We start from the raw sequence: 24,494 nt of genomic DNA on the forward strand, positions 1-24,494 counted from the left end.
GCAACTTTGATCTAACAATTCTTATTTTATAATACAATCAGTATCAATGAATCATACGTATGTTATCATTATGGCGGGGGGCGTTGGAACACGGTTTTGGCCCTTTAGCCGGACTAGTTATCCGAAGCAATTTCATGATGTGTTAGGCACGGGCCGAACACTACTTCAACAAACCGCCGACCGTTTCGATGGGGTTTGCCCTCCCGAAAATATATTTATCGTTACCAGTGCGCTTTATAAAGACCTTTGCCAAAAACAGTTGCCCCAACTGACCGACGAACAGGTATTATGTGAGCCGGTTGCCCGCAATACGGCTCCCTGCATTGCATATGCGTGCTACAAAATAGCAAAACAAGACCCGGAAGCAAACATCGTTGTTGCTCCTGCCGACCATATTATTCTGAAAGAAGAGGAGTTTCAGCGGACAATCCGTACGGCTCTCGATGCGACAAAAGACCAGGATATTCTGGTTACACTGGGTATTCAGCCGAGCCGCCCTGATACGGGCTATGGTTATATTCAATACATTCCCGAATCAGGTGAAAAGATCAGGAAAGTAAAAACCTTTACCGAAAAACCGCATCTCGAATTAGCCCAACAGTTTGTCGATAGTGGCGAATTTGTCTGGAATGCTGGTATTTTCGTCTGGAATGTTCAGTCGATCATAAAAGCATTCGAAACCCATTTGCCTGAGGTTGCTGAAATTTTTGAAGAAGGAAAAGCAGCCTATTATACTGAAAACGAAGCCACGTTTATCGACAAAGCCTATTCGCTGACGAAGAGCATTTCGATTGACAACGGCGTGATGGAAAAAGCCCAGAACGTTTACGTAGTGCTGAGCGATTTTGGCTGGTCGGACCTGGGAACCTGGAAGTCGCTATACGAAGTATCGGATAAGAACGACGACCTGAACGTAGTAGACGGTCATGTGTTGCTATATGATACGAAGAACTGTATCATCAAAACCCCAAAAGACCGACTCGTAGCCATTAATGGGCTGGATGGATTTATTGTTGCCGAATACGACAACGTGTTGATGATCTGCCGTAAAGAAGACGAACAGAAAGTGAAAGCATTTGTGGCCGACGCCAAAGAAAAAGGCGCACACTTTGTTTAGCTGTTAGACGTTAGCTATTGGACGTTGGACTTAACGAAGAAGCCAACGTCTAATCACTAACGTCCAACCACTGAATTTGTGAAAAAATATATACTATCCATTATTAGCTGTTTCGTACTGATTGGTTTCCTGGCCGATTGCCAGGATGCTTACAAGGATTTCTCGCCGGGTGCGGGCGATCCTCGTATTGTAGGTACCTGGCAGTTGATTGAACGGCGATATCCTGCCGATTCTATGCTCTATACCCTAAATATTAATTACAGTACCGTTATTGTTGGGCAGCGTGAGGTAAAAGTAATTCGAGACACAACTATATCGTCGCGCGATACATCGTTTTATGCAACGCGTGTTTATGCGCCTACCATTCCGCAGACATTATCGTTTGAAGCCGATGGCAAACTAACCGCCACGGGCGATCAAATGACCTATTATAATCCCATCAAATACTACAAAGTCGATTCCACTTATCAGGACGGGTTAGGAGTGAATCTTTACATCAGCACAAACCGGGCCAACCAGTACTTCCGGCAGGGCGTGGCTTTTGGGCGGGACACATTGTTGCTTCAGCCCAGATGTGAAGATAACTGCTACCTGAAACTTGTCCGGGTTCGCTAAAATTGCTGGTGCAAGTTTTTTTCGATAGGATGAGTTTTAACAATAGCTGGCTCATGAATCCTGAAAATCCTGTCGAAAATAAGGCCCATTTTCTGCTATATTAGCCAATTGTAAATCAATAACAAGATGGCATTTTCTACGTATCGGGTCGCTGGCCTGACCATTCTCATTTTGTGTTTATCCGTAATGTGCCTGTCTGGGTTTTGTCAGTCGGGCACTAGCACTAAGCTCGAACAACTCCGGCAGCAGGTCAATCAGGAACTGGCCAAACAGCAGGGAACCTTTGCCGTTGCGTTTAAAGATCTTGAAACAGGTCAGGAATTGTTGATTCGGGAGCACGAGGTATTTCATGCGGCCAGTACCATGAAAACACCCGTTATGATTGAAGTGTATAAACAGGCAGCTCAAAAGCAGTTGTCGCTGAGTGATTCGCTTACTATAAAAACAGAATTTAAAAGCATTGTCGACGGCAGTCCCTACACGCTGGATGCAAAAACCGATAGCGATACCAATATCTATAAATACATTGGCACCAAACGCACACTGGCCGATCTGGTCTACGATATGATTATTGTGAGTAGCAATCTGGCTACTAATCTGGTTATCGAACGCGTCGATCCCAAAAAAGTAACCCAAACCATGCGTGATCTGGGCGCGAAGGATATTCAGGTGCGTCGGGGTGTCGAAGATTCAAAAGCGTTTTCGCAAGGGCTGAACAATACTACCACGGCCTACGATCTGATGGTAATTTTTGAGAAGATTGCGACCGGGCAAGCCGTTAGTTCCGAGGCCTCCAACGACATGATCCGAATATTGCTCGATCAGCGATTCAATACCAAAATCCCGGCTAAGCTACCGAAAGATGTGAAAGTGGCTCATAAAACGGGCTCAATCACGGGCGTTCTGCACGACTCCGGTATTGTTTTCCTACCCGATGGCCGCAAATATGTGCTGGTATTACTATCGAAAGATCTTAAGAACGAACCAGCGGCCGAAAATGCGCTGGCTACCGTTTCAGCGCTAATTTATAACTACATAAAAGGCTAAAATCAACCGCCTTTTCGTTCCAGCAGATTCAGCGTGCGCTGTAGGGCTGGATGCCCGAATGGAATGGCAATGGATGACTCGGTGGTTTTCCAACCCTGATGGCCCGGAACAATCATTTTGATGGTCGGATAACGTTCGTGAATACGCTGTATGGCCAGGGGCCATTGGCTGAGGTTTGCGTCGGCAATATTTCCAATGCCAGTAGCTTCTACACTTTTTACGAGGCACCCGCCAAATAAAATCTTTTGTTTCGGCAACCAGACCACAATGTTGTCGGGAGCATGACCAGGGCCGGGGAAAAACGTTTCGAATCGCATTCCGCCCACTGTTATCGTAGAGTCGTTAGGCAGAACGGCATCGGGAACCGGATTGCCTTCTTCTTTGGCCAGTTTAGCGGTAAGTGGCGTAGCAACAACCTGGGCTCCGTGCTGGCGTAAGATTTCGGTTCCGGCCAGTCGGTCGTCGTGAAAATGCGTTGCAATGGCAAGCACAACAGGCTTCTTGAGATTTGTGCTTACCCAATCCAGCAACTGAAGTGTCTGCACTGTATCCCACGGCGTATCGATCAGAACAACGCCTTTTCTGGTTTCAACCAGCAGGCCGTTTGACGGAAACGGTTGCCCTCCCAGGGATTTGTATGACGTATGTACATAAACAGACGGTGCAATCCGTTCAATGTTAATCGATGATTGGGCTGCTAGTTGCTGTGTAATACCCAATAATAACAGGACAAGGTTCAGATACTTCATGGCAAAAGTTTAGTTCGTTTCCTGAATAAAGATAGCGCTTGTCCGCGATGCAATCGCGAACGAGCCTGAGCTGCATAGAACGACTACCGGATTTTAGCGAACGCACGTACCGGAAATGTGCCAACCCCCTTAAATTTTGGAGGAACGGCACTGAACAAAAAACCACCGGCGGGCACTAAGGCCAGATTACATAAATGCTCAACGATCAGAATATCGGCTCCTAACAGTGTCGTATGTACAGGGCGGCTTCTACCCCGCGTATCGTCGATGTTATGCGAATCGATACCCACAAGTTTTACTCCGCAATCGCGCAGATAAGTGGCCGCTTCGGCAGTTAGAAAGGGATGGTTCTCGTAATAGGTTTCAGTATTCCAGAATTGATCCCAGCCGGTGTGAACTAAAACAGCGCGATTTCTAATCTCATAGTTGCGCAGATAATCCTCGGTAATGGCCAGCGATTCGGTGTGCGGAACCCGAATAACAACACCTTCCAGATCGGCAAAAGCGTCTAGTCCGACTTCTGAAAGGTCGTTTCCGTGGGCGAAGCGATGGAATGGGCAATCCAGATAGGTGCCCGTATTGGTTACCATTTCAATTTTGCCGATCTGAAATTCGGTGCCTGTTTCGTAAAACTGGCGGGAATTTTCGCGACTGAGGTAGTCGCAAACAATAGGAGCAGGTAAACCTTTATAGGTAACAAGGCCATTTTCGATCGTATGGCTCAGGTCGATCAGATGGGTTTGTTTGCCCGTTTCGGCAATTGCCTTTCGCTTATGGGCTTCTGCAATGATTTCTTTAGTCAGAATTCTGGCTTGCCCAACCATCAGTAGCCGCAAATCAGTAATGATATGATCGATAAGAGCCTGATCAGAAATAGTATCGCCGTCAATATCCAGCCGAAAATCGTTGCCTTTTAAACTACCGCCGTTGGTGAAATAAATTTCGAAATCGAATTTAACGCGCTTTTGCATGCCTGAATTTCCTGATGAGCGTCGTTAAGACGGTTGGCTGGGGTTGATCGTCTGTTCAAGTTGATTTTGTTCGTTATAAAAAGCGAACAAATCCGTATTCACAGGTTTATGTCCCAGCATTCTAACCATGTTTGTGATTTGCCCACGGTGATAGGTTCCATGATTGGCAACATGGCTGATTGTTTGCCAGAGCGGTAGCGAAAAGGTTTTGCCGGTGCGGGTCGTAAACTGCACAATTTCGTCCAACTGGTTGGCGGAGATTCCGTTGCTGTACGTCTGAATCGCCTGTTGGAGTGGTTGCCAGATAGCCGCAAGCGATTCGGCGGTTTCGGTATTCCAGTCGCTGGGAATCGTGCTCAGCGGTTCGCCCTGCCAGCGTTTCAGCCAGAGATAGTCGGATTCAAGCAGATGGCGAAACGTTAGTTTAAGCGACGGAAAACTACCCCCAAGTTCTTTTTCGAACTCGCTCTGAGAAAAATTACGAACCTGAGTCAGGCTAACCTGATTAGCCCTGATCGTATAATCGATCAAAACGCGGTATCGATTCATTACCTGCTTTCGTTATGCCTTTATACTTTCCCAACCCTGCGCCCGAATGGGGGTCTGTTGGCCAGCTTTTGTAGCCAGCACAATTTGTTTTGGATCATTTGTTAGATAACCAATTGCCGTAATATGGGCATTGGCCGCGAGCTTGTCGAATTCCTGTGGGCGCACCGTAAACAATAATTCATAATCTTCACCACCATTTAGGGCTGCTGTTACGGGGCTGAGCATAAACTCGTCGGCGGTCAAATAGGTCTGATCATCAATTGGAATATTCTCATCAAAAATGACGGCCCCCGTACCCGACTGATGACAAATGTGGAGCAACTCCGAAGCTAACCCGTCCGAAATATCAATCATAGCGGTTGGGCGAACGCCTAAGTCGCGCAACTCATGAACAATATCGGTGCGTGCTTCTGGCCGTAGCTGACGCTGAACCAGGTAAGAGCGCTCTTCCGACAGGTTTGGCTGCATACTCGGATCGGCCAGAAAGACCTGTTTTTCGCGCTCCAGCAATTGCAATCCCAGATAAGCAGCGCCCAGATCGCCGGTTACGCAAAGAACATCGTTGGGTTGAGCGGTATTTCGGTATGTGATGAGAGCTTTGGGGACCTTACCTAAAACCGAAATGGAAATAATCAGTCCCGATCGCGACGATGTTGTATCGCCCCCCACCAGATCAACATTATAGGCCTGACAGGCAGCCCGAATGCCAGCATAGAGTTCTTCTACCGCTTCTACGGTGAAGCGGCTGCTTAGCCCGATATTTACAGTAATTTGAAGGGGCAGGCCGTTCATGGCGGCAATGTCGGACACATTGACGGCTACGGCTTTGTAGCCCAGGTGCTTCAGCGGAACATACATCAAATCGAAATGGATGCCTTCTACCAGCATATCGGTAGCCAGAAGGCCATAATCGTTTCCCCACTCAAAAACAGCGGCATCGTCGCCAATGCCCCGAATGGTTTCGGCATGAGTTGGAGTTGGTGTTGCTTGCCGAATGCGTTCGATCAGGCCGAGTTCCCCTATTGTATTTAGATCAGTCATAGAAACGAAAGAGTGAAAGAGCGAAAGAGTGAACCACTCTTTCGCTCGGCTAATAGCAAAAAAGCCGCCCCACTTGACCTCTGGAACGGCTTAACTCAAAAAATGGTTTGCGTAGCCCTTTCTAGGGACTAGTTAATGTGTATTTGTTCGTTGTGCCGCCGGTTTTCTGGCTCGTTGTTGTGCGGGTGATAACAAGTTCAGTATCGCTGATTGAATTAATGGTGAATTCAATCGAGCCGTTTGTGCCGGTAGGAGAGGGAGATAGGTTAGTCAGTACAAGGCGAGTGTCAGATGGTACAGAATATTGGCCAACAAAGGTGTTGCCATCAAACTCTGTATAATTAACCGTTGGTGCCGAACTTAGGTTAAGCGTAAATTTACTGTAATCCCGAACGTTGCTGGCTCCGCCTTTGGTGTAAACCGTCACGCTGTTTTCGTCGACAGTGCGAGCTGTCCATACTTTAGCGATCCGTTCGGATACAGGTGGGGTTTTATCTCCTTTGCAACCCATTAGCAAACCAACAAAGAGTGTTGCCGATAGGTAAGCGATGAGGGACGTCTTTCTCATTGTAAAATGTTGCATATAAACAGAAGTGGCTAAAGTTACACTATTTTTGTTGTTACCCGCAAATTCCATGCCCTCAATAAGTAGGCATTTTGACTGAACGGATAACAAATGTCCATAGACTCATCTTTGTTGAAAAATTATACCCGATCGCAACTGGCTCTTCGTAATGGGTCAGACCGCGAAGAAATCTGGTGTGCCTATCAGGGAATTATTTACGATGTCTCGGCCTCGCGCTTGTGGCGTAATGGCAAACATTACGAACACTGGGCGGGCCAGGACCTTACTGCCGAACTCGTTGATGCGCCCCATGCTGATTGGGTCTTTACCCGATTTCCTGCTGTGGGGCGGCTTGTCTAATTGTTTATAGTTACGCGAAGTACCCGGTTAATGTTTCAGGTAACCGTAAACCTGATAGCTTTCTGAAACCTGTTAGGTTTGTACCCAGGTACTTACGTTAGCGTGCATAATCTAAAATCATGACTACTATGCTGATTGCCGACAGCGGTTCTACAAAAACTGATTGGCGGCTTGTATGGCCCGACGGCACTACTCGCGCTATACAAACGAATGGTTTTAACCCCTATTATCAAACAACCGAACAAATTACCGCTGCTTTGCAAGAGCAATTGGTGCCTGAACTGAATCGTGCGACTGTGTCGTCCGTATTTTTTTATGGTGCGGGTTGTAGTGGACCAACTGTGAACTACAAAATAGAAGATTCCTTACGGGCAGTTTTGCCCGATTTAATCACTGTCGATGTCAATAGTGATATGCTGGGGGCTGCTCGGGGCGCGTCGGGCCGGGAGCCGGGCATCGTGTGTATTCTGGGTACTGGTTCAAATGCCTGTTGTTACGACGGCAATCAGATTTCGCGGGGTATTCAAACGCTGGGTTTCTGGCTGGGCGATGAAGGAAGCGGAGGATATCTGGGTAAAACGCTCGTCCGCGATTTTTTTCAGGAGCGTTTGCCGGGCCATCTGGCCGAAGAGTTTCAACGCCAGTATGCCCTCGACCGACCCACGTTGTTGGAAAATGCTTACCAGAAACCATTTCCTAATCGTTATTTTGCGGCCTTCACCCCCTTTTTATCGAAACACCCGGACGAGCCATATGTTAGTCGGCTAGTGACAGATTCGTTTGTTTTATTTTTATCGATATACATAACTCGTTTTCCGGAAACCAAAGAATGGCCCGTTCATTTTGTAGGCTCTATCGCTTATTATTTTGATAGCTACCTGAAAGAAGCGGTTCAGCAGACTGGCTTAATTATGGGGAAGCTGCTAAAAGCGCCCGTCAGTAAGCTGGTTGATTTTCATCAGCAAACTATGTGATGTACCTTTGTAGATAGGTTAGTGGTTTATGGCTTACAGTTTATGATTTATAGTTGCTCTGCCGAATAGAACCTCACTGCCGCGCAGCAACTATAAACCCTAAACCGTAAGCCATAAACTATAAACCGATACAACCTGAATAGTAATGGCAAATCGGTATTTTTTGAAAGTAAAAGAGGTTGTGCGGGAGACACCGGACGCCGTCACAATAACCTTCTGGCATCCGCTCAATGAAGAAGTACGTTATCAGCCCGGCCAGTTTCTAACATTTCTGCTGACCGTAGACGGGCAAAAAGTGCGTCGTTCCTATTCAATGGCCTCGTCACCGCATGTCGATGTCTCACTGGCTGTCTCAGTAAAACGAGTGCCCGGTGGGCTGGTATCCAATTATCTGTACGAACAGGTTAAGCCCGGCGATATTCTCGAAACGCTGGAGCCAATGGGAACGTTTGTGCCAAAACTGGAAGTACAAAACCAGCGGACTATTATATTGATTGGGGCAGGTAGTGGCATTACGCCCCTATTTTCGATGGCGAAATCGGCGTTGCATATAGAGCCAAAGAGTCGTGTGTGGCTTATTTACGGCAACCGCAATCAGGATTCAATTATTTATAAGGCGCATCTCGATGCAATGGAGCAGGGATATGGGCAGCAGCGTTTCCGGGTCACGCATGTGTTGAGCCAGCCAAACAGTGGCTGGATGGGGATCGAGGGGCGACTTAATCAGCATACGATCACGAAATTGCTCGATTCTCTGCCCTCGTCTGAGCGTCAGAATGCCAGTGTTTACCTGTGCGGCCCTGATGGTATGATGGCCGAAGCTCGTTCGGCGTTAGCGCTGGTTGGCGTTCCAACTGACCGTGTCTTTAAAGAAAGCTACGTTACGGCTCCTGTGCCGGCTGGCGAAGTGATTGAAGATCCCATCTCGGCTGGCGACGAAGGTTCGCCAGAGGTAACAATTTTGTATGAAGGTAGTGAATATAAATTCGCCGTTGCCCCTCACCAGACCATTCTGGAAGCGGCTCTGGATCTGGATATTGATCTACCCTATTCGTGTCAGGCGGGTATGTGTACGGCCTGTATGGGCCGGTGTATATCGGGTAAGGTCAAGCTCGACGAAGAAGATGGCCTGTCTGAATCTGAACTAAAGGCGGGTTATGTGCTTACCTGTGTAGCCCACCCCGTAGGCCGCGATGTGGTTATCGAAATCGAATAATGCTGATTGGTCATTAGTCATTGGATGTTGATAGTGTTAGGTCTAACCTAACACTATCAACATCCAATGACTAATGACTATCACTTAATCCGGTCTGGATCGGGTGCTACTTTGGGCACTGCGCGAGGGGTTGCCGGACGTGCGGGGGCTACTGTTGTGGCGGCAGGTTTAGGAGTAGGAATAGACCGTACGGAGGGAGCCGCTGGAATTGTTACAGCCGCTGGTGGCGTTGGCGGTGCAGGTGCTATTACGGCGCGACCACGGATAGATTTAGCAGCACGAGGAGTACGATAGGCCTTTGGGGTATATCGCAGATCCATCTCATACTCCATCATCGGTTCTCGTACCAGCGACATGTCGCCGTTGTATTTGCTCATTTCTCTCGACAGTTCCTCCATTTGCTGGCTGATCTGCTCCATCTCTTTCTCGAATTTTTGCATAGGCTGTCGGGCCGTTTCCAGCTTCGATTGGGCTTCTTCGAGTTGTTTGTTTAACTCCTCAATACTCTGCTCCTGCTTTTTGATTTGTGGCTCAAGCAATTCCAGTTGCTTTTCAATAGCGGCTGGGTCCATTTTTCCGCTTCGGTCGTTATGCATCATCTGTTCCCGTTTTTGCAGAATCTTCTCGCGTTCTTCCATCAGCCGCTGTTTCTTCCATTCCAGCATTTCCTGACTACGTCCGAATTCTTCAATCGGAAACTGGAGCTTTTCCATCTGCCGATGCAGTGATTCCATTTGCTTCGATTGCAAAGCCATCAAATGGCTCAGGCTGTCAATCTGATTTCTATGTAACGAACGTAAGCGGCTTAGCGAATCAGAGAGTGGTTGAAGATGAGCTACAGATGCCACTGCTTCATTCACAATATTGTCATAATCAATTTTATTGATTTCGGCCAGCGTTTTCGGTAAGTCGATATCGTTCATGGCTGACACTACAATATTATCCGCAGCAATATGCGACAGTCCTTCGCCCAAAGCATCCATCCCGGCTTCAAAAGCTGTGTTTTTGTCCAGTATGGTCTCCAGAATCTCCCGATCCGTCGCAGGAACATTGGTGATCGACAGTTGGCCTTTTTCAATTTTAGTAAGTTCCTGCTGAAGACGATTGACGCGGCTGGCCGGTAGTTTCTGGCCTTTCCAGATGATATAGCTAACGTTTTTATCGTCGGCCATGCCATACTCAGAGTTGTTATCAATCTTATGGCGACGGGTTGTTTTTGCTGGCTTTGGTTTACTGGGTTTCGGCTGCTGCTGAATGGCATAGACGGATGCGCTGATCAGGAGCAACGTAGCTAGGGTTAACCCCGTCAGACGACGGTTCGACAGGACGGGCTGCGTAGGAACGCCCAGCACCCGCCGGACGCGCTGAAGCAGAAGTTGCCGTTTTGTGGTCAATGCCATTGCTAAGGATGGTGTAAGGCGGGTTTGAGCCAGTCGTAGTTCTTCAACGTGGGCCAGGGCCTGGGCCAGCGCCCGTCCGTCGCCCCCGCAGGCATCCACAGCCAGATCGTCGCAGCAATGCTCGCGCTCTTCGCGCACACGGGCCGATAGCCACCACAGTGCCGGATGAAAGAAATAGAGCACTTCCATAACCGACTGAAGCAGATTTACGGCATAATCGTGTCGTTTGATATGAGCTAGTTCGTGAGCCAGAACGGCTTCTACCTCCTGCATCGACAGATTAGCTGCCAACCCAATCGGGAGTAGCAGCACAGGCTTAAGCGTTCCAACAACCATAGGCACGGCTATTCGGGCCGATTCGCGAACCCGAACCAGGGAGCGAATCGCCAGGGTCGAGCGGAGCCGATTGGTTAGTTCAATCAGTCGATCGGAAGCCGATTGAGTTGCGGTTCGGTTGAGGTGTTGCAGATAAAGCCAGCCACCTGCGAGCCGCACACCGAACAGAACAACGCCAATCAGATAGATCAAAACAAACTGATAGAGATGCTCGTCCAGAAAAAGTTGTATCTGTTTGTGCCAGGGCAACGTTTGCGATACGGTTTGCCACTGAATGGCAAAGCTGCGCATGGGTAATGAGGTAGGAGAAGCGCTTACAGGAATAGTTGGGTTGTAATGCCAGAAAAATGTGGCAACCGAGGTTGCTAACTGAGTAAAGAGGGTCAGCACGCCAATTCGATAGCGCAGTTCGCTCGAACGGTTACGCAACAGGTGCAATACCAACGCCGTTGATAACACCAGCGCAAATCCTTGCCATAAGGCATGGAATAAAGTCCAGCCCAGCGCATATACAACCGGGCTCGACAGATGATAGGTGATGCTGTTCATGACAAAATCGTGTTAATCCGTTTAGTTCGATCAATCCCGCTCCAGATTATTGAGCAATTTTTTAATTTCATCCAGTTCTTCGCGCGATGTTTTGTGCTGGCCTAACACCTGCATGACCAGTTTTGAGGCCGATCCCCGAAAGGCTGTTTCAACAAACCGATCGACCAGTCCCCGCTGGGTGTCTTCTTCACTTACGGCGGCCGAATAGGTATGCGAACGACTGTCTTCCGTTCGGGTCAATAAGCCTTTTTCGAACATAATCTGCATTAGTTTTAGCGCCGTTGTATACCCAATATCGCGGCTTTGGCTCAAGGTTTCGTGTACCTGTCGTACTGTACTGGGGCCGTTTGCCCAGAGCATATGCAGGATTTCCAGTTCAGCATCGGTTGGCTTCATAATCTATCTACGAATAATTTCGTAGTAAACATATACGAAGATTTTCGTAGATGCAAGCGGCTGAACAAAAAAGTTTTTCAGATGCTTATTTGTATCATGGCCCGAAAGCCTTTGATTTGCCGAAAAGTAACCGATTAACCACTACGGCCTTGCCGTATAGCAATATGACTTCAAACGATCCAGTAGCAATTCCAGCACGTCCGGTTCGCCGATATATTGGCGAAGACCGTTTTCAGGAGGGACTAGACCTGACCAGTTGGGACGATGTAAAACCTTTTTATGAAGAACTGGCCGCCCGCCCAATCAACAACGCCAACGAATTGAAACAATGGTTGCTCGACCGGAGTGAACTGGAGTCGTATTTGTCCGAAAATTTTGCGTGGCGCTACATTCGAATGACCTGCGATACGGCCAATGAAGAACTGGTCAACCGGCTCAATTTCTTTATTGCCGAGATTCAGCCACCCATGACTGCTTTTGGGAATGAGCTGGATAAAAAAACAATTGATAGCCCTTACCTGAGCCAGCTCACCGACGATGGTTATGCGGTGATGGTTCGGGGTATGAAAAAGGCGATTGAGATTTTTCGGGACGAAAACATTCCACTACAAACCGAAATCCAGACCGAAGAGCGTAAATATGGCGCTATTGCCGGTGCCATGACAGTTGTGATTGATGGTCAGGAAATGACTCTGCCAGCCGCCAGCGACCTGCTTCAGGCAACCGACCGCGCCGTTCGGGAAAATGCATGGCGTAAAATCTGGGAACGACGTTATCAGGACCACGAAGCACTCGATCAGCTTTTTGACCGGCTACGTACACTTCGCCATCAGGTTGCCCTAAACGCCGGTTTTGCCAACTTCCGCGATTACTCGTTTGCCGCACTGGGGCGCTTCGATTATACGCCCGACGATTGCTTCAATTTTCATGATTCGGTGGCCGAAGCGGTTGTACCTCTACTCGATAAATTGGCGCAGGAACGTAAACAGCGGCTAAGTGTCGATCCGCTACGGCCGTGGGATTCGAAAGTCGATGTAGAAGGTCGTCCGCCGTTGAAGCCGTTTGGAACGGGCACCGAGTTGCTCGAAAAAACCATTGCCTGTTTCGACCGGCTCGACCGGTCGTTAGGCGACGATTTGCGCATCATGCGGGCGATGGGGCATCTGGATCTGGAATCGCGGAAAGGTAAAGCTCCCGGTGGCTATAACTACCCACTCGAAGAAATTGGGGTTCCGTTCATTTTCATGAATGCTACATCGAGCCTGCGCGATCTGGTGACGATGGTTCATGAGGGTGGTCATGCCGTTCATTCATTCCTTACCCGCGAATTGCCCCTGAAAGCCTTTCGCAATCCACCAATGGAAGTTGCCGAACTGGCATCGATGAGTATGGAACTGTTGTCGATGGATCATTGGGATGTTTTCTTCGAAAACCCCGATGAACTGCGTCGCGCCAAACTTCAGCATCTCGAATCGATCATTGAAACGCTGCCGTGGGTAGCTACTATTGATAAATTTCAACACTGGATCTACGAAAACCCGACACATACGGATGCCGATCGTCGCGCAAACTGGCTAACAATTTATGACCGCTTTGCCGACGCCATTACCGACTGGACGGGCCTTGAATCCATTAAGGCATATGTCTGGCAGCGGCAACTGCATCTCTACGAAGTGCCTTTTTATTATATAGAGTACGGTATTGCTCAGTTGGGGGCTATTGGTATATGGCGGAACTACCGTCGCGATGCGAAGGCTGGCCTGGATGGCTATAAAAGTGCGCTGGCTTTGGGCTATAAAGCACCGATTCGGGCTATTTATGCAGCGGCTAACGTTCCGTTCGATTTCTCCCGCGAGCATATTCAGGAGCTGATGGAGTTCGTATGGAATGAAATTGAAGCACTAAAAGAATAAAGAAAATGCCTTGTTGACCCGCGCAAAAGTCCTGTTTGGGAGCTTTTGCGCGGGAGATTTACCAAAAAATTACAAAAATCTACTAGCTAACCGCCGACGACTAACGACTCTTTCGTAAGTTTGCAGAATCAATTCGTAATCAAGTGGCTATGAAACGCGTATTCAGTGCAGGATTAATGGTTGCAGCCGTGCTGTCGCTGGCGTCCTGTGACTATCAGAAAAACAACACGATCCGTCAGGCTGATTACCGCGCTGGCGATTTCCGGGCCGACTACCGGGCGGGTGATCCTGAAGTGTATGGTGCTGGCAAGGATTCAGCGGCCGTACAGACAAAATATAAATATACGCCTAATCCTGATCTGGATGCGCGGACGCAAAAAATCCGTGAGAAGCTGTTTGGCGGGGCCGGGCAGGGAGCGTAAAGTCGGGCCTAAAACTGGACCTTCAGAAGCCTCAATTTAATAGAAGATAGAATTGGCCATAACTGGCCTGCCATTCTATACAAATATACTCAAAAGCGACGCACTGGCTAGGTTTACCGGTGCGTCGCTTTTGAGTATAAGGCATAGCAGTATCTAGTTTTTTTGCTTTACTTTGTCCGCCTGAAACATAAAGGGTTATAGTACTTTTTGAATAAGTAAACCGCCACAAACAGCATAAACGCTATGAATATTGCATTAGTAACGGGTTCGGCTGGGCTTATCGGTAGCGAAGCCGTTTCCTTTTTTGCTGATAAATTTGACCTGATTATTGGCATCGACAACAACATGCGCCAATACTTTTTTGGTGCTGATGGTTCTACTGAGTGGAACCGCAATCGGTTGTCGGAGACCTATGCCACCTATAAACATTATACGGCCGATATTCGTGAGGTGCCTCAGCTTGAACCAATCTTCCAGGAATATGGTACCGACATCAAACTAGTGTTGCATACGGCAGCACAGCCTTCGCACGACTGGGCGGCCCGTGAGCCTTTTACCGATTTCGGTGTTAACGCCGTTGGTACGCTCAATATGCTGGAGATGACTCGGCTACATGCTCCCGAAGCCGTTTTTATCTTTACCTCAACTAATAAAGTATACGGCGACAATCCGAACTTCCTGCCGCTAATCGAAACCGAGACTCGTTGGGAAATCGATCAGAACCACCCCTATTTCGAGAACGGTATTGACGAGCATATGAGCCTCGACCACACCAAACACTCGGTTTTTGGCGCTTCAAAAGTAGCGGCCGACATCATGGTGCAGGAATATGGCCGGTATTTCGGTATGAACACGGGTGTTTTCCGGGGCGGTTGCCTTACGGGCCCGAACCATTCGGGAGCTCAGTTGCACGGCTTCCTGTCTTATCTGATGAAGTGCGCTATTACGGGAAACCAATACACTATTTTTGGCTATAAAGGCAAACAGGTTCGCGACAACATCCATAGCTGGGATCTGGTGAATATGTTCTGGCATTTTTATCAGAATCCACGTCCGGGCGAAGTCTACAATGCGGGCGGTGGCCGGTTTGCCAATTGCTCCATGCTCGAAGCCATTGCCTTGTGCGAAGAAATTTCGGGTAATAAAATGAACTATCAGTATTCGGAAACCAACCGGAGTGGCGACCATATCTGGTACATTTCAGATCTGACCAAGTTCAAACAACATTACCCAGACTGGAACTGGACATACGATCTGAAACAGACGATGGTCCAGATTCATGATAGTATGGCTGCTCGTTTAGCCGTAGCGAAATAAATTTTAGTTACCTTGCTAAAAATGCCAGCTCATTCGACTGGCATTTTTAGTATTGCCCCCATGCCACATTTCGATACCTATCCGACCGTATATTGGTTTCCAGTTTATGCACTCTGTTGGGTGCTGATCTGGCTGGCTGTTCGTCCGCAGGTAAATCGGCAGCTTTTTGTCGTTTGTGCATTGTTGCTGTTGTTTCTGCTGCGATTGCCAAGTATTGTGTTCGACAATGAAATCAATCCAGACGAGAGCCAGATGATTACGCAGGCGCTGACGTTGCGGCACGATCCAGTCTATTTTCGGTCGGTCGACGGTACGACGGGTGGACCTCTGGATAGCTATTTTCTGATTCTACCGAGTTTTCTGGGTTTGCCATTCGATTACATTACGGCTCACCTAACCGCGTTTGCGCTGGTTGCTGCCTGTTTCTGGCTTTTGTTCCGAACGGCGCGGCTCTGGTTTGGCGAACAACCAGCCCGGCTGGCGTTGCTTCCGCTGGTGTTTATGTTTGGCCTGACGCAGCACGGCGATTTTCTGCATTATAACAGCGAGCTTATTGCGTTGCTATTACTGAGCTGGTCATACTATCTTTATGCCACGCTGTTAACCCAAAAAGTGCCTTCCATACGTCGAATCGGCTTGATTGGCCTATTTCTGGGCATGGTACCTTTCGGAAAACTTCAGGCCGTTCCGCTGGCAGCGGTGGTCGGTCTATTTGTTGGTATTGACATACTCCTGCGTCCAAACCTGCATCTTGCCGAAAAAATAGGCCGTCTGGCCATACTGGGCGTATGTGGGGTAGCGTTTCCGTTGCTGGTTGTTCTGCTAACGTCAATAAATGGCGTTTACGACGATTTTATTACGTTCTACATCATCGGGAATTTTCGATACGCGGGCGACACCAACCAGTTTCAGAGCTTGCTGCGGCTACCTGATTTCTTCCGGCGAGGGAATGAGTTTGCCTGGCTTGTTGCTTTTGCCGCTATTGTTTGGGTTGCCGGTCTGATATGGGGCTTCCGCCGGAGAAGTCAGTTCGATCACAATTCGATTCAGGTTGGGGGTTTTATTGTACTGCTATTGGTTGCAACGCTGTTTGCTATCACCCGAACGGGTTCAGAGTATGTGCATTACCTATACTTTCTAACCGGGCCATTGCTTTTTGGCCTGGCTTATGGCTGGCAACATCTGAATGCCGATCGGCGTACAGAAAAATGGATCGCTATAGGAGCAACGGGGATTTTTCTGGCCCTGTTCGGTATTGAAGCGGTGCAGAAATACATCACCAAAACCCCCATGAATCCGTACTCATCCGAGTGGCAGAATGGCTGGGTTGTGCAACAGTCGCCGGTGGCTAAAGAAATTCTGAAATACGCTCAGCCTGGCGAAAAACTCGCTGTTTGGGGCTGGCGGTGCGATTATTATGTGCAGACGCAGATGCCACAGGGCGTAGCCGAAAACCATACAATCCGTAGTGCATTCAACCACCCGATGCTGGCCGACTATCAGAAACGTTATGCCAGTGATTTTATGCGGTCACAACCGCCTGTGTTTGTCGATGCCGTGGGCAATCAGAATCTCTGGATGAACGATCGGAAAACACAAGGGCACGAAATAATAAAACCTTTGGGCCAGTTTGTCAGTACCCATTATACATACATGGGCCTGGTCAATGACACGCGAATCTATGTCCGTAATGACCGGGCTAAAGGACTGGCACCAGTGACAAACTAAATCATAGCTGTTGGATGGATAGTAGATGTGTCAATAGCTAGCGGCCAGTGTCTATTATCTAACTAAAATTTAAAAAGAAGTTTTCTATGTGGACAAAACAAGGACTCGTTTATAAACCCGACGGATCGAAATCATTTAGCCGCACGCATGCTCAGGTACCCTTTGGCTACCCAATGGGCGATAAGCTACGTGTTTATTTCTCAACCCGCGATGAGAATAGTGCGTCGGCTGTCTCCTTTGTTGAACTTAATCCCGGCAATTTATCCGAAGTTACGTATATCCACGATAAGCCTTGCCTAACAAAAGGGGCGGTTGGCATGTTCGATGAAACAGGCACGATGCCATCGTGGTTTTTGCCCGTTGGCGACGAGATCTGGCTCTATTATACGGGCTGGAACAAAAGCGAAACGGCCAGCTATCGGCTCGGCATTGGGTTAGCTATTAGCCGCGATGGCGGTCTGACATTCCAGCGCGAATACGATGGCCCACTGCTCGACCGGTCTATCTACGATCAGGTTTGGGTAGCGCAGCCCTGCGTGATTCGCGAAGGCAATACATGGCGGATGTGGTATCTGTCGTGTACAAAAATTGAAGTTATCAACGGCCATCCTGAGCCATTTTATGATGTAAAATACGCGGAGTCGAAAGACGGTATCAAGTGGGAACGAACCGGGCAGGTCTGTGTTGGCTACGACGCGTTTACGGATGCCATCGGTCGGCCAACGGTTTACAAAGACGGCGATTTGTACAAAATGTATTTTTCGTACCGCAACGCAACCAACTACCGCACCGATGTAGAACGTAGTTACCGGATCGGATATGCTGAATCTAAGGATGGTTTTGTTTGGACCCGTAAGGATGAACTGGCCGGAATAGAACGCTCAGCAGAAGGCTGGGATTCGCTGATGATGGACTATTGCCACATCTTCCCATTTCGGGATCAATGGGTTATGCTCTACAATGGTAACGGCTTCGGAGCATCGGGCTTTGGTTATGCAACCCAACCGACCACACACTAAGTCGGAAGGAATAAATTTGTATTTTAGGAAGACAGCGACCTATTTTGTAGTGAATTGGCCTGCAAAGAATCATGAAAGAAGTTGCAAAATATTTGATTAAGGTGGACGCCGAACTCAAAGACGGTCAGATTGTCCCCGAAGTTTCTTACGAAGAAGTGATGCGATTGGTAAATGAACCAAACATCGTCATCATCAAAACGGGTATTCCTGCCGAAACCCTGGCTAAGGTTATCGAAGGCACCCGGCAATGGGCTGCTCAGACACCATTGGCCGAAGGCCCCGATACATTCGATAATAATCAGCATAAACAACGATTGCATATTGCCAAAATTCAGCAGGCTCCGCAGTTGTTTCACGATCATACATTTGATGCCATTCTGGATCTGGAGCCTGGGTTTCAGCAGACGTTGCTAAGCGTCTTCGATCCAATGCGAAACTTCTGGAATGCGGTAACCGGCAATAACGAATCGTTTGGCATTCATAAAGGTGAGCCTTATTTCCATCCGCAGGTCACACACTATCCATTGGGCGGAAGCTTTTTCGGGCGCCACTGGCATCCGCTTAATCCGCAAAAAGTAGGTATGATTCTGGCATTGAATCAATACGGTAAAGATTATACATCAGGCGGTACGGGCTATGTTATCAACGACCACATTGTTGAAACCGAAGGCTATCAGGACCTGGGCGATATGATTCTGTTCCGCTATGATCTGCCACACTGGGTAAGTCCATCGAGCTTTGCCGATCGCTTTAGCTGGGAAGATCCGGCCGGGCGGTGGGTATCTATTCTGCCGTTCTATAACCCGTGGGGAACACCTGCCGAAAAAGACGAACCGCAAGGCTGGAAAACACAGATTCAGACCGCTAAAAGTGCCGCGATTTAAAAGCTCCCTAACCCCAAAAGGGGGCAGTGCTGCCGCTCAATTTTTGTTGCCTTCGGCAACTGTATGCGACAGAAACTATGCAGCAGCACTGCCCCTCTGGAGGTTAGGGGACTGAAAACTCCTTATAAATGGTTAAAGTCAGTGTTCTGATTATTACATACAATCAGCATAAATTTATTCGTGAAGCCATCGATAGTGCCGTAGCGCAGAAAACAACGTTTCCTATTGAAATATTGGTAGGGGATGATTTTTCGAGCGATGGCACACGTGAGATTATTCAGGAATATGAGCAGAAATACCCTGGCCTGGTGATTGGCGTGCTGCACCCGCACAACATGGGCAAAAACGGCGGTATCAATTTCCTGGAAACGCTGAAACGAGCCAAAGGGGAGTACTATGCGCTCATGGATGGCGACGATTACTGGACCGACCCGCTGAAACTTCAGAAACAGGCCGATCTGCTCGACGCACATCCCGACTATTCAACGGTTTTCAATAATGCGCTGATCATTTACGAAGACGGATCGCCGTCGCATGTGCTGAATGGACCGGATATGAAACCGTACTATACGGTAGATGATTTGATTGGCGAAGACGAAATCTGGTTCATGGCTACGTCGAGCACCATGTATCGGAATAATATTAAAGAATATCCAAAATGGTTTCGGGAATCGTCGAGTGGCGATATTCCCCGATTGATTTTAAAAGCAAAGCTTGGTAAAATTGGCTATATTCCAGACGTAATGTCGGTATATCGAAAAAACCGGGCCGGAGCCAGTTTTGCCGATAACTATTATGACGAGGCCTTTTTGCGGAATCGGATTCAGATGTATAGCGATATTAATCGCGAACTCGATTACCGCTACGACCGTGTGTTGCGCCGAAACATTGCCCGGTATTACCGGATGATGATGGACTCAAAACAGTATAAACACAGTTATTTTCGGCGGGCACGTCTGGCTATGAAATACCTGTATCTGGGCAAGCCAGACTGGCGTAAAACAAAAAATGTGATTCGGGATTATATTGTCCCTAAACCACTGGCAAAACTATACAGTACAATCCGGCTATTGCCGCATCGATAACTATGGAGGCCGCAGGGGCGGTTCACCTTTTGATTGATTCACCGATTAAGGAACAACAAACCGAGAACGTAATGCCTCACGGGCGGCTCCGTGAACACTGACAGATGAAACTAAGCGTTGTTATTCCGGCCTATAACGAAGAAGAATCGTTGCCACCTACTTTGCGAGCCCTGTATCAGACCCTGGCGAAGCACGGTATTCCGCACGAAATCTGCGTAACGAACGACAATTCGAAAGATGGCACCTTGAAGGTATTGCAGGATCTGGCGGCCACCGAAATTCCTACGCTGGTCTACTATACCAATCCGGGCCCTAATGGATTCGGATATGCCGTTCGGTATGGCCTTGAACGCTTTACGGGCGATTGTGTCGCCGTTTTTATGGCCGATATGTCGGATGACCCGGAAGATCTGGTGAAATTCTATTATAAAATGCTGGAGACCAATGCCGATGCTGTTTTTGGCTCGCGCTGGGGAAAAGGCGGAAAAGTGATCGATTATCCACCACTTAAGAAGTTCATTAACCGCATTGCCAACTTCATTGTGAAAATGGTAATGGGTATTAAATACAACGATACAACGAATGCCTTCAAGCTCTATAAGCGCGAAACAATTGAAGGTATCAAACCATTTCTGGCGCCACACTTTAACCTAACCGTCGAACTACCACTAAAAGCAATAGTGCGTGGTTACACGTTTGAGGTAGTGCCCAATAGCTGGACGAACCGAAAATATGGCGAGTCGAAATTGAAGATAAAGGAAATGGGAAGCCGGTATTTCTTTATACTGATGTACTGCCTGATCGAAAAATATTTCTCGCGTGGCGATTTCCGGAAGAAACCCGCTACTCCTGTTGCGCAGACGGTTAGCCGGTAATTCTGCCAGTAGTGAAACGAATTGATAAGCTAGCTCATTTGAGCTGGCTTATTTTGCAATCAGACCCTTCAGACCCGGAATCTGATAAATGGCCAGTGTTTGAATAACGGCCCATATAATGCCGCTTATAAGCATATAAAGCAGCAGTTGCCCCCGACTGACCCGAAATGAAACGGCCAGAACCGTTCCGCCAATGGGTGTTAAAATAAGTGGAGTGAGCAAAGCGATGCCCATCAGGCCAAAGCGTTTCCAGACCCGAATGGCCAGCCGGGTGCGGCTGGTGAATCGTTTGGGGCGTTGTTTTCTGAACCGGTCTACGAGTGCCTGTATAGCTGCTCCCGCGTATGTAATTGCTACTACGCTGAGCATCATACCAATTGTTGTACAAATAGCTGTTTCAAACCAGGAAAGCCCCAGAGTTGCTCCTGTTAATGGCCCGCCAATAAATTTTACTGTGCTGGCTATGACAACCGAAACGTATTTGGCAAAGTGCATAAAAACAAATCTGTCTTGAAACAACGCCTTAAAAGTAGCTGTTGTTTGTGATATGCCGCTTATAAAATCAGCCTATTCGGGTTCCCCTGCTTATCTCTACAATGGGCACCTGCAAACTATTGTTCCAAGTCTGACACGCAAAGTTGTGGGGGTTACCTACGAACGCGAACGGTTGCTGCTTTCGGATGGAGATTTCCTGGATCTGGACTGGGTCGATGGCGGCCAAAAACGGTTGGTCATTCTGACTCATGGACTGGAGGGCGATAGCCGACGGCAGTACATATTGGGTGCAGCCCGCCTGTTTTCTTCACATGGATATGATGTACTGGCCTGGAACTGCCGCTCGTGTAGTGGCGAAATGAATCGAGCATTCCGGCTCTATAATCATGGTGAAATTGGCGATATTGCTGAAGTTATAAACCATGCTTTGGGCATCAGACACTACCAGGAGGTTGTTCTGGTAGGCTATAGTATGGGCGGAAACATTATTCTGAAATACCTTGGCGTTCATGGCCGCACTGCGCCTGATGTTATCAAACGAGGCATTGCTGTTTCATCGCCGACGGATTTGGGCGCTAGTGCCTTACTGCTGGACCGACCAGCTAATCGCTTCTACCGGAATCGGTTCATGAAAAAGCTCGTAAAGAAGCTACATCATAAAGCAAACCATTTTCCCGGACGGTTGAATATGGGCCAACTGAAACAGGTGAAATACTGGCGCGATTTTGATGATTTTTTTTCGGCACCCGTTAATGGCTATCGTGATGCCCGTGATTTTTATGATCAGGCTTCGGCTGTTAATTTTATGCCCGGAATAGTCGTGCCAACGCTCTTGCTCAATGCGCAGAATGATCCACTGTTATCGCCAGAATGTTCGCCGGGCTGGCTAGCCAAAAGCCATCCGGCTGTGTTTCTGGAAACACCGGCCGTTGGCGGTCATGTGGGATTTCTGGTTTCCAGGGATTTGCACACCTATGCCGAACGGCGAGCATTAGCCTTTGCACAACAACTTTTTTAATCAATAGCTTGTATGAAAATCGTTTATACCGACGCCTTTACTCTTAATCCCGGCGATCTTGACTGGGCACCTATTCAGGCGCTTGGCGATGTTACGTTTTATGACCGCACTAGCCCCGACGAATTGATTGAGCGCGTCAAAGATGCTGATGCACTATTGGTTAATAAAGTAAAGCTAACCCGCGACACACTGAACCAATTGCCTAAGCTTAAATACATTGGTGTAACGGCTACCGGTTATGATGTTATCGATATTGAAGCCGCTCACGAAAAAGGTATCGTCGTAACCAATGTTCGGGGCTATAGCTCCGATTCTGTTGCGCAGCTAACGTTTGCGTTGCTGCTCGAATTGGTCATGCACGTTGGCATTCACGACACCAGTGTTCATGCTGAAGAGTGGACGTTGTCGGCCGATTTTAGTTATTCCCGAAGCCCACTGATAGAACTGGCCGGAAAAACGCTTGGGCTTGTGGGCTATGGCGATATTGGTCGTCGGGTAGCTGATATTGGCCGGGCATTTGGCATGACCGTACTGGTAAATCGTCGGCATCCGGGCCAGTCGATTGAGTTGGGCGTAAAATTTGTGGATCAGCAGACTTTATTTTCTGAAAGTGATGTGGTGTCGCTCCACTGTCCGGCCACGCCTGGCACAATTGGATTCGTTAACCGCGATTTGCTGGCCAGCATGAAATCGACAGCTTACCTCATCAATACAAGTCGGGGAAGCCTGCTGAACGAAGCCGATGTAGCTAATGCTCTCAACGAAGGAACCATTGCCGGTGCCGGGCTGGATGTACTTTCGGTTGAGCCTCCCCGCGCCGACAATCCACTGCTATCGGCCAGAAACTGCATTATTACCCCCCATATTGCCTGGGCCAGTTATGAAGCCCGAAAGCGATTAATGGATTTGGTCGCCGACAATTTGCAGGCATTTGTGAATGGCAAGCCCAAGAATGTAATTTAAGTACTGGCAATACGAATCAGATCCTCGATCTGATTAATAATGGTAGCGTTTTCGGGAATAGTAATGTCCTGGCCTACAACCTGGTAGCCAGTCAATAGTAAATGTGCATCAGGAAATGACTTCACTAACCGATCCACATAAGGCTGCACTTCGTGGTTTGCCGGCACTGAGGTCATAGCTGTGAAGATATAGTCGGGCTTATGAATATTGTAGGCGAAAACTAACTCGTTGAAGGGCAGGCTTTGACCCAGGTAAATTACCTTGTTATAGCGTGCCCGAATGATGTAATTGCCAAAGAGGAGGCTAATTTCATGCAACTCGCCTTCGGGCAGGAAAAGCAGATACTTCTTGCCATCGGGGCGTTGTTTGCTTACCTGCCCGTCAATGGCAACAATGATCTTCTGCCGAATCAGGTTGGAAATGAAGTGTTCCTGAGCCGGTCCAATCGAACCTGTTACCCAAAGTGTACCTATGCGGCTGAGAAACGGATAGATGATATTGATCATCGTATTCTCGAAACCAAATTGCAGAATATTGGTACTGATTATTTTTTCAAAACGTTCTTCATCCAGATCGATCATCGAAATCGTCAGCGCATGAATCTGATCGGGATAATTGAGTTGCCGATCAGAAATCTTGACGACCTCTCGATACATCTCCTCAATCGTCATCTTCGAGATCTCCGAAATCTTATATCCGTGATCTTTTAATAAAGATATGTTCAGGACTAATTTCAGATCCTGATCATTGTAGGTACGAATATTTGTGTCCGTCCGTTTGGGTGAGATAATATTATATCGCTGCTCCCAGATCCGCAGCGTATGGGCTTTAATGCCCGAAAGCTGTTCTAAATCTTTTATGGAGTAACTACTCATGGAATAAGAATATTT

Annotated in this window: 25 protein-coding genes; 16 read left to right on the top strand and 9 right to left on the bottom strand. The window is 48.0% G+C overall.

The window, feature by feature from the left end:
• Positions 1–46 precede the first annotated feature (46 nt).
• The 3 genes from WBJ53_RS01000 (at position 47) to WBJ53_RS01010 (ending at position 2,779) form a co-directional block, all read left to right on the top strand.
• The gene (locus WBJ53_RS01000; protein ID WP_338874185.1) at positions 47–1,117 is read left to right on the top strand and encodes a mannose-1-phosphate guanylyltransferase; all 1,071 of its coding nucleotides are present in this window, start codon (positions 47–49) and stop codon (positions 1,115–1,117) included.
• Positions 1,118–1,195: 78 nt separating this feature from the next.
• On the top strand, positions 1,196–1,732 hold the full coding sequence (locus WBJ53_RS01005) for a hypothetical protein (protein WP_338874186.1): 537 nt from the start codon (positions 1,196–1,198) through the stop codon (positions 1,730–1,732).
• 126 nt (positions 1,733–1,858) lie between these two features.
• Complete coding sequence (locus WBJ53_RS01010) at positions 1,859–2,779, top strand: serine hydrolase (protein WP_338874187.1); 921 nt, start codon at positions 1,859–1,861, stop codon at positions 2,777–2,779.
• 2 nt (positions 2,780–2,781) lie between these two features.
• Here WBJ53_RS01010 and bla read toward each other — a convergent pair whose 3' ends face one another.
• The 5 genes from bla to WBJ53_RS01035 form a co-directional block, all read right to left on the bottom strand.
• Positions 2,782–3,528 (bottom strand): subclass B1 metallo-beta-lactamase, encoded by a 747-nt coding sequence (bla, locus tag WBJ53_RS01015; RefSeq protein ID WP_338874188.1) that lies wholly within the window; start codon positions 3,526–3,528, stop codon positions 2,782–2,784.
• 83 nt (positions 3,529–3,611) lie between these two features.
• Positions 3,612–4,499: a cyclase family protein gene (locus WBJ53_RS01020; RefSeq protein ID WP_338874189.1), complete on the bottom strand. Its 888-nt coding sequence runs from the start codon at positions 4,497–4,499 to the stop codon at positions 3,612–3,614.
• 24 nt (positions 4,500–4,523) lie between these two features.
• Entirely contained in the window at positions 4,524–5,048 is a 525-nt protein-coding gene (locus WBJ53_RS01025; protein WP_338874190.1) for a DinB family protein, read from the bottom strand.
• 12 nt (positions 5,049–5,060) lie between these two features.
• A complete protein-coding gene (gene thiL, locus WBJ53_RS01030; RefSeq protein WP_338874191.1) occupies positions 5,061–6,089 on the bottom strand; it encodes a thiamine-phosphate kinase in 1,029 nt (342 codons plus the stop codon).
• 121 nt (positions 6,090–6,210) lie between these two features.
• Positions 6,211–6,657: a hypothetical protein gene (locus WBJ53_RS01035; protein WP_338874192.1), complete on the bottom strand. Its 447-nt coding sequence runs from the start codon at positions 6,655–6,657 to the stop codon at positions 6,211–6,213.
• A 108-nt stretch (positions 6,658–6,765) separates the two neighbouring features.
• On the opposite strand from WBJ53_RS01035, the gene WBJ53_RS01040 reads away from it, so the two are divergent.
• The 3 genes from WBJ53_RS01040 (at position 6,766) to WBJ53_RS01050 (ending at position 9,204) form a co-directional block, all read left to right on the top strand.
• Positions 6,766–7,014 (top strand): cytochrome b5 domain-containing protein, encoded by a 249-nt coding sequence (locus tag WBJ53_RS01040; protein ID WP_338874193.1) that lies wholly within the window; start codon positions 6,766–6,768, stop codon positions 7,012–7,014.
• A gap of 119 nt (positions 7,015–7,133) precedes the next feature.
• Positions 7,134–7,988, top strand: coding sequence for a BadF/BadG/BcrA/BcrD ATPase family protein (locus WBJ53_RS01045; RefSeq protein WP_338874194.1), 855 nt, complete (start codon positions 7,134–7,136; stop codon positions 7,986–7,988).
• Between the two features lie 145 nt (positions 7,989–8,133).
• On the top strand, positions 8,134–9,204 hold the full coding sequence (locus tag WBJ53_RS01050; RefSeq protein WP_338874195.1) for a ferredoxin--NADP reductase: 1,071 nt from the start codon (positions 8,134–8,136) through the stop codon (positions 9,202–9,204).
• An 80-nt stretch (positions 9,205–9,284) separates the two neighbouring features.
• Here the strand turns inward: WBJ53_RS01050 and WBJ53_RS01055 are convergent, their stop codons facing one another.
• Together WBJ53_RS01055 and WBJ53_RS01060 are read right to left on the bottom strand one after the other, a co-directional pair.
• Complete coding sequence (locus tag WBJ53_RS01055; protein ID WP_338874196.1) at positions 9,285–11,489, bottom strand: M56 family metallopeptidase; 2,205 nt, start codon at positions 11,487–11,489, stop codon at positions 9,285–9,287.
• Between the two features lie 30 nt (positions 11,490–11,519).
• Entirely contained in the window at positions 11,520–11,885 is a 366-nt protein-coding gene (locus WBJ53_RS01060; RefSeq protein WP_338874197.1) for a BlaI/MecI/CopY family transcriptional regulator, read from the bottom strand.
• Positions 11,886–12,049: 164 nt separating this feature from the next.
• Between WBJ53_RS01060 and WBJ53_RS01065 the strand changes: the two genes are divergently transcribed.
• The 8 genes from WBJ53_RS01065 to WBJ53_RS01100 all read left to right on the top strand — a co-directional run bounded on the left by WBJ53_RS01065 (position 12,050) and on the right by WBJ53_RS01100 (position 21,128).
• On the top strand, positions 12,050–13,798 hold the full coding sequence (locus WBJ53_RS01065) for a M3 family oligoendopeptidase (RefSeq protein WP_338874198.1): 1,749 nt from the start codon (positions 12,050–12,052) through the stop codon (positions 13,796–13,798).
• Between the two features lie 149 nt (positions 13,799–13,947).
• Positions 13,948–14,220: a hypothetical protein gene (locus WBJ53_RS01070; protein ID WP_338874199.1), complete on the top strand. Its 273-nt coding sequence runs from the start codon at positions 13,948–13,950 to the stop codon at positions 14,218–14,220.
• Positions 14,221–14,463: 243 nt separating this feature from the next.
• Positions 14,464–15,537, top strand: coding sequence for an NAD-dependent epimerase/dehydratase family protein (locus WBJ53_RS01075; protein ID WP_338874200.1), 1,074 nt, complete (start codon positions 14,464–14,466; stop codon positions 15,535–15,537).
• Positions 15,538–15,558: 21 nt separating this feature from the next.
• Entirely contained in the window at positions 15,559–17,265 is a 1,707-nt protein-coding gene (locus tag WBJ53_RS01080; protein WP_338874201.1) for a hypothetical protein, read from the top strand.
• Between the two features lie 86 nt (positions 17,266–17,351).
• Positions 17,352–18,284: a hypothetical protein gene (locus WBJ53_RS01085; protein ID WP_338874202.1), complete on the top strand. Its 933-nt coding sequence runs from the start codon at positions 17,352–17,354 to the stop codon at positions 18,282–18,284.
• 71 nt (positions 18,285–18,355) lie between these two features.
• The gene (locus WBJ53_RS01090; protein ID WP_338874203.1) at positions 18,356–19,168 is read left to right on the top strand and encodes a hypothetical protein; all 813 of its coding nucleotides are present in this window, start codon (positions 18,356–18,358) and stop codon (positions 19,166–19,168) included.
• 128 nt (positions 19,169–19,296) lie between these two features.
• Positions 19,297–20,253, top strand: a complete 957-nt coding sequence (locus WBJ53_RS01095; RefSeq protein WP_338874204.1) for a glycosyltransferase family 2 protein — start codon at positions 19,297–19,299, stop codon at positions 20,251–20,253.
• 104 nt (positions 20,254–20,357) lie between these two features.
• Positions 20,358–21,128, top strand: coding sequence for a glycosyltransferase family 2 protein (locus WBJ53_RS01100; protein ID WP_338874205.1), 771 nt, complete (start codon positions 20,358–20,360; stop codon positions 21,126–21,128).
• Positions 21,129–21,176: 48 nt separating this feature from the next.
• Here the strand turns inward: WBJ53_RS01100 and WBJ53_RS01105 are convergent, their stop codons facing one another.
• The gene (locus WBJ53_RS01105; protein WP_338874206.1) at positions 21,177–21,623 is read right to left on the bottom strand and encodes a hypothetical protein; all 447 of its coding nucleotides are present in this window, start codon (positions 21,621–21,623) and stop codon (positions 21,177–21,179) included.
• A gap of 52 nt (positions 21,624–21,675) precedes the next feature.
• Here WBJ53_RS01105 and WBJ53_RS01110 point away from each other — a divergent pair, with 52 nt between their 5' ends.
• Positions 21,676–22,641, top strand: a complete 966-nt coding sequence (locus WBJ53_RS01110; RefSeq protein WP_338874207.1) for an alpha/beta fold hydrolase — start codon at positions 21,676–21,678, stop codon at positions 22,639–22,641.
• Between the two features lie 12 nt (positions 22,642–22,653).
• The gene (locus WBJ53_RS01115) at positions 22,654–23,604 is read left to right on the top strand and encodes a D-2-hydroxyacid dehydrogenase (protein WP_338874208.1); all 951 of its coding nucleotides are present in this window, start codon (positions 22,654–22,656) and stop codon (positions 23,602–23,604) included.
• On the opposite strand, the gene WBJ53_RS01120 is transcribed toward WBJ53_RS01115, so the two are convergent.
• Positions 23,601–24,479, bottom strand: a complete 879-nt coding sequence (locus tag WBJ53_RS01120; RefSeq protein ID WP_338874209.1) for a MerR family transcriptional regulator — start codon at positions 24,477–24,479, stop codon at positions 23,601–23,603. The genes WBJ53_RS01115 and WBJ53_RS01120 overlap by 4 nt on opposite strands.
• Between the last annotated feature and the right edge of the window lie 15 nt (positions 24,480–24,494).

Source organism: Spirosoma sp. SC4-14 (assembly GCF_037201965.1).
Lineage (GTDB): Bacteria > Bacteroidota > Bacteroidia > Cytophagales > Spirosomataceae > Spirosoma.

What these genes read in the sequence shown, in the direction of transcription:
- WBJ53_RS01000 (WP_338874185.1), top strand. Translation starts at nt 47, where the DNA reads ATGAATCATACGTATGTTATCATTATGGCGGGGGGCGTTGGAACACGG.
- WBJ53_RS01010 (WP_338874187.1), top strand. Translation starts at nt 1,859, where the DNA reads ATGGCATTTTCTACGTATCGGGTCGCTGGCCTGACCATTCTCATTTTG.
- bla (WP_338874188.1), bottom strand. Translation starts at nt 3,528, where the DNA reads ATGAAGTATCTGAACCTTGTCCTGTTATTATTGGGTATTACACAGCAA.
- WBJ53_RS01020 (WP_338874189.1), bottom strand. Translation starts at nt 4,499, where the DNA reads ATGCAAAAGCGCGTTAAATTCGATTTCGAAATTTATTTCACCAACGGC.
- WBJ53_RS01025 (WP_338874190.1), bottom strand. Translation starts at nt 5,048, where the DNA reads ATGAATCGATACCGCGTTTTGATCGATTATACGATCAGGGCTAATCAG.
- thiL (WP_338874191.1), bottom strand. Translation starts at nt 6,089, where the DNA reads ATGACTGATCTAAATACAATAGGGGAACTCGGCCTGATCGAACGCATT.
- WBJ53_RS01035 (WP_338874192.1), bottom strand. Translation starts at nt 6,657, where the DNA reads ATGAGAAAGACGTCCCTCATCGCTTACCTATCGGCAACACTCTTTGTT.
- WBJ53_RS01040 (WP_338874193.1), top strand. Translation starts at nt 6,766, where the DNA reads ATGTCCATAGACTCATCTTTGTTGAAAAATTATACCCGATCGCAACTG.
- WBJ53_RS01045 (WP_338874194.1), top strand. Translation starts at nt 7,134, where the DNA reads ATGACTACTATGCTGATTGCCGACAGCGGTTCTACAAAAACTGATTGG.
- WBJ53_RS01050 (WP_338874195.1), top strand. Translation starts at nt 8,134, where the DNA reads ATGGCAAATCGGTATTTTTTGAAAGTAAAAGAGGTTGTGCGGGAGACA.
- WBJ53_RS01055 (WP_338874196.1), bottom strand. Translation starts at nt 11,489, where the DNA reads ATGAACAGCATCACCTATCATCTGTCGAGCCCGGTTGTATATGCGCTG.
- WBJ53_RS01060 (WP_338874197.1), bottom strand. Translation starts at nt 11,885, where the DNA reads ATGAAGCCAACCGATGCTGAACTGGAAATCCTGCATATGCTCTGGGCA.
- WBJ53_RS01065 (WP_338874198.1), top strand. Translation starts at nt 12,050, where the DNA reads ATGACTTCAAACGATCCAGTAGCAATTCCAGCACGTCCGGTTCGCCGA.
- WBJ53_RS01070 (WP_338874199.1), top strand. Translation starts at nt 13,948, where the DNA reads ATGAAACGCGTATTCAGTGCAGGATTAATGGTTGCAGCCGTGCTGTCG.
- WBJ53_RS01075 (WP_338874200.1), top strand. Translation starts at nt 14,464, where the DNA reads ATGAATATTGCATTAGTAACGGGTTCGGCTGGGCTTATCGGTAGCGAA.
- WBJ53_RS01080 (WP_338874201.1), top strand. Translation starts at nt 15,559, where the DNA reads ATGCCAGCTCATTCGACTGGCATTTTTAGTATTGCCCCCATGCCACAT.
- WBJ53_RS01085 (WP_338874202.1), top strand. Translation starts at nt 17,352, where the DNA reads ATGTGGACAAAACAAGGACTCGTTTATAAACCCGACGGATCGAAATCA.
- WBJ53_RS01090 (WP_338874203.1), top strand. Translation starts at nt 18,356, where the DNA reads ATGAAAGAAGTTGCAAAATATTTGATTAAGGTGGACGCCGAACTCAAA.
- WBJ53_RS01095 (WP_338874204.1), top strand. Translation starts at nt 19,297, where the DNA reads ATGGTTAAAGTCAGTGTTCTGATTATTACATACAATCAGCATAAATTT.
- WBJ53_RS01100 (WP_338874205.1), top strand. Translation starts at nt 20,358, where the DNA reads ATGAAACTAAGCGTTGTTATTCCGGCCTATAACGAAGAAGAATCGTTG.
- WBJ53_RS01105 (WP_338874206.1), bottom strand. Translation starts at nt 21,623, where the DNA reads ATGCACTTTGCCAAATACGTTTCGGTTGTCATAGCCAGCACAGTAAAA.
- WBJ53_RS01110 (WP_338874207.1), top strand. Translation starts at nt 21,676, where the DNA reads ATGCCGCTTATAAAATCAGCCTATTCGGGTTCCCCTGCTTATCTCTAC.
- WBJ53_RS01115 (WP_338874208.1), top strand. Translation starts at nt 22,654, where the DNA reads ATGAAAATCGTTTATACCGACGCCTTTACTCTTAATCCCGGCGATCTT.
- WBJ53_RS01120 (WP_338874209.1), bottom strand. Translation starts at nt 24,479, where the DNA reads ATGAGTAGTTACTCCATAAAAGATTTAGAACAGCTTTCGGGCATTAAA.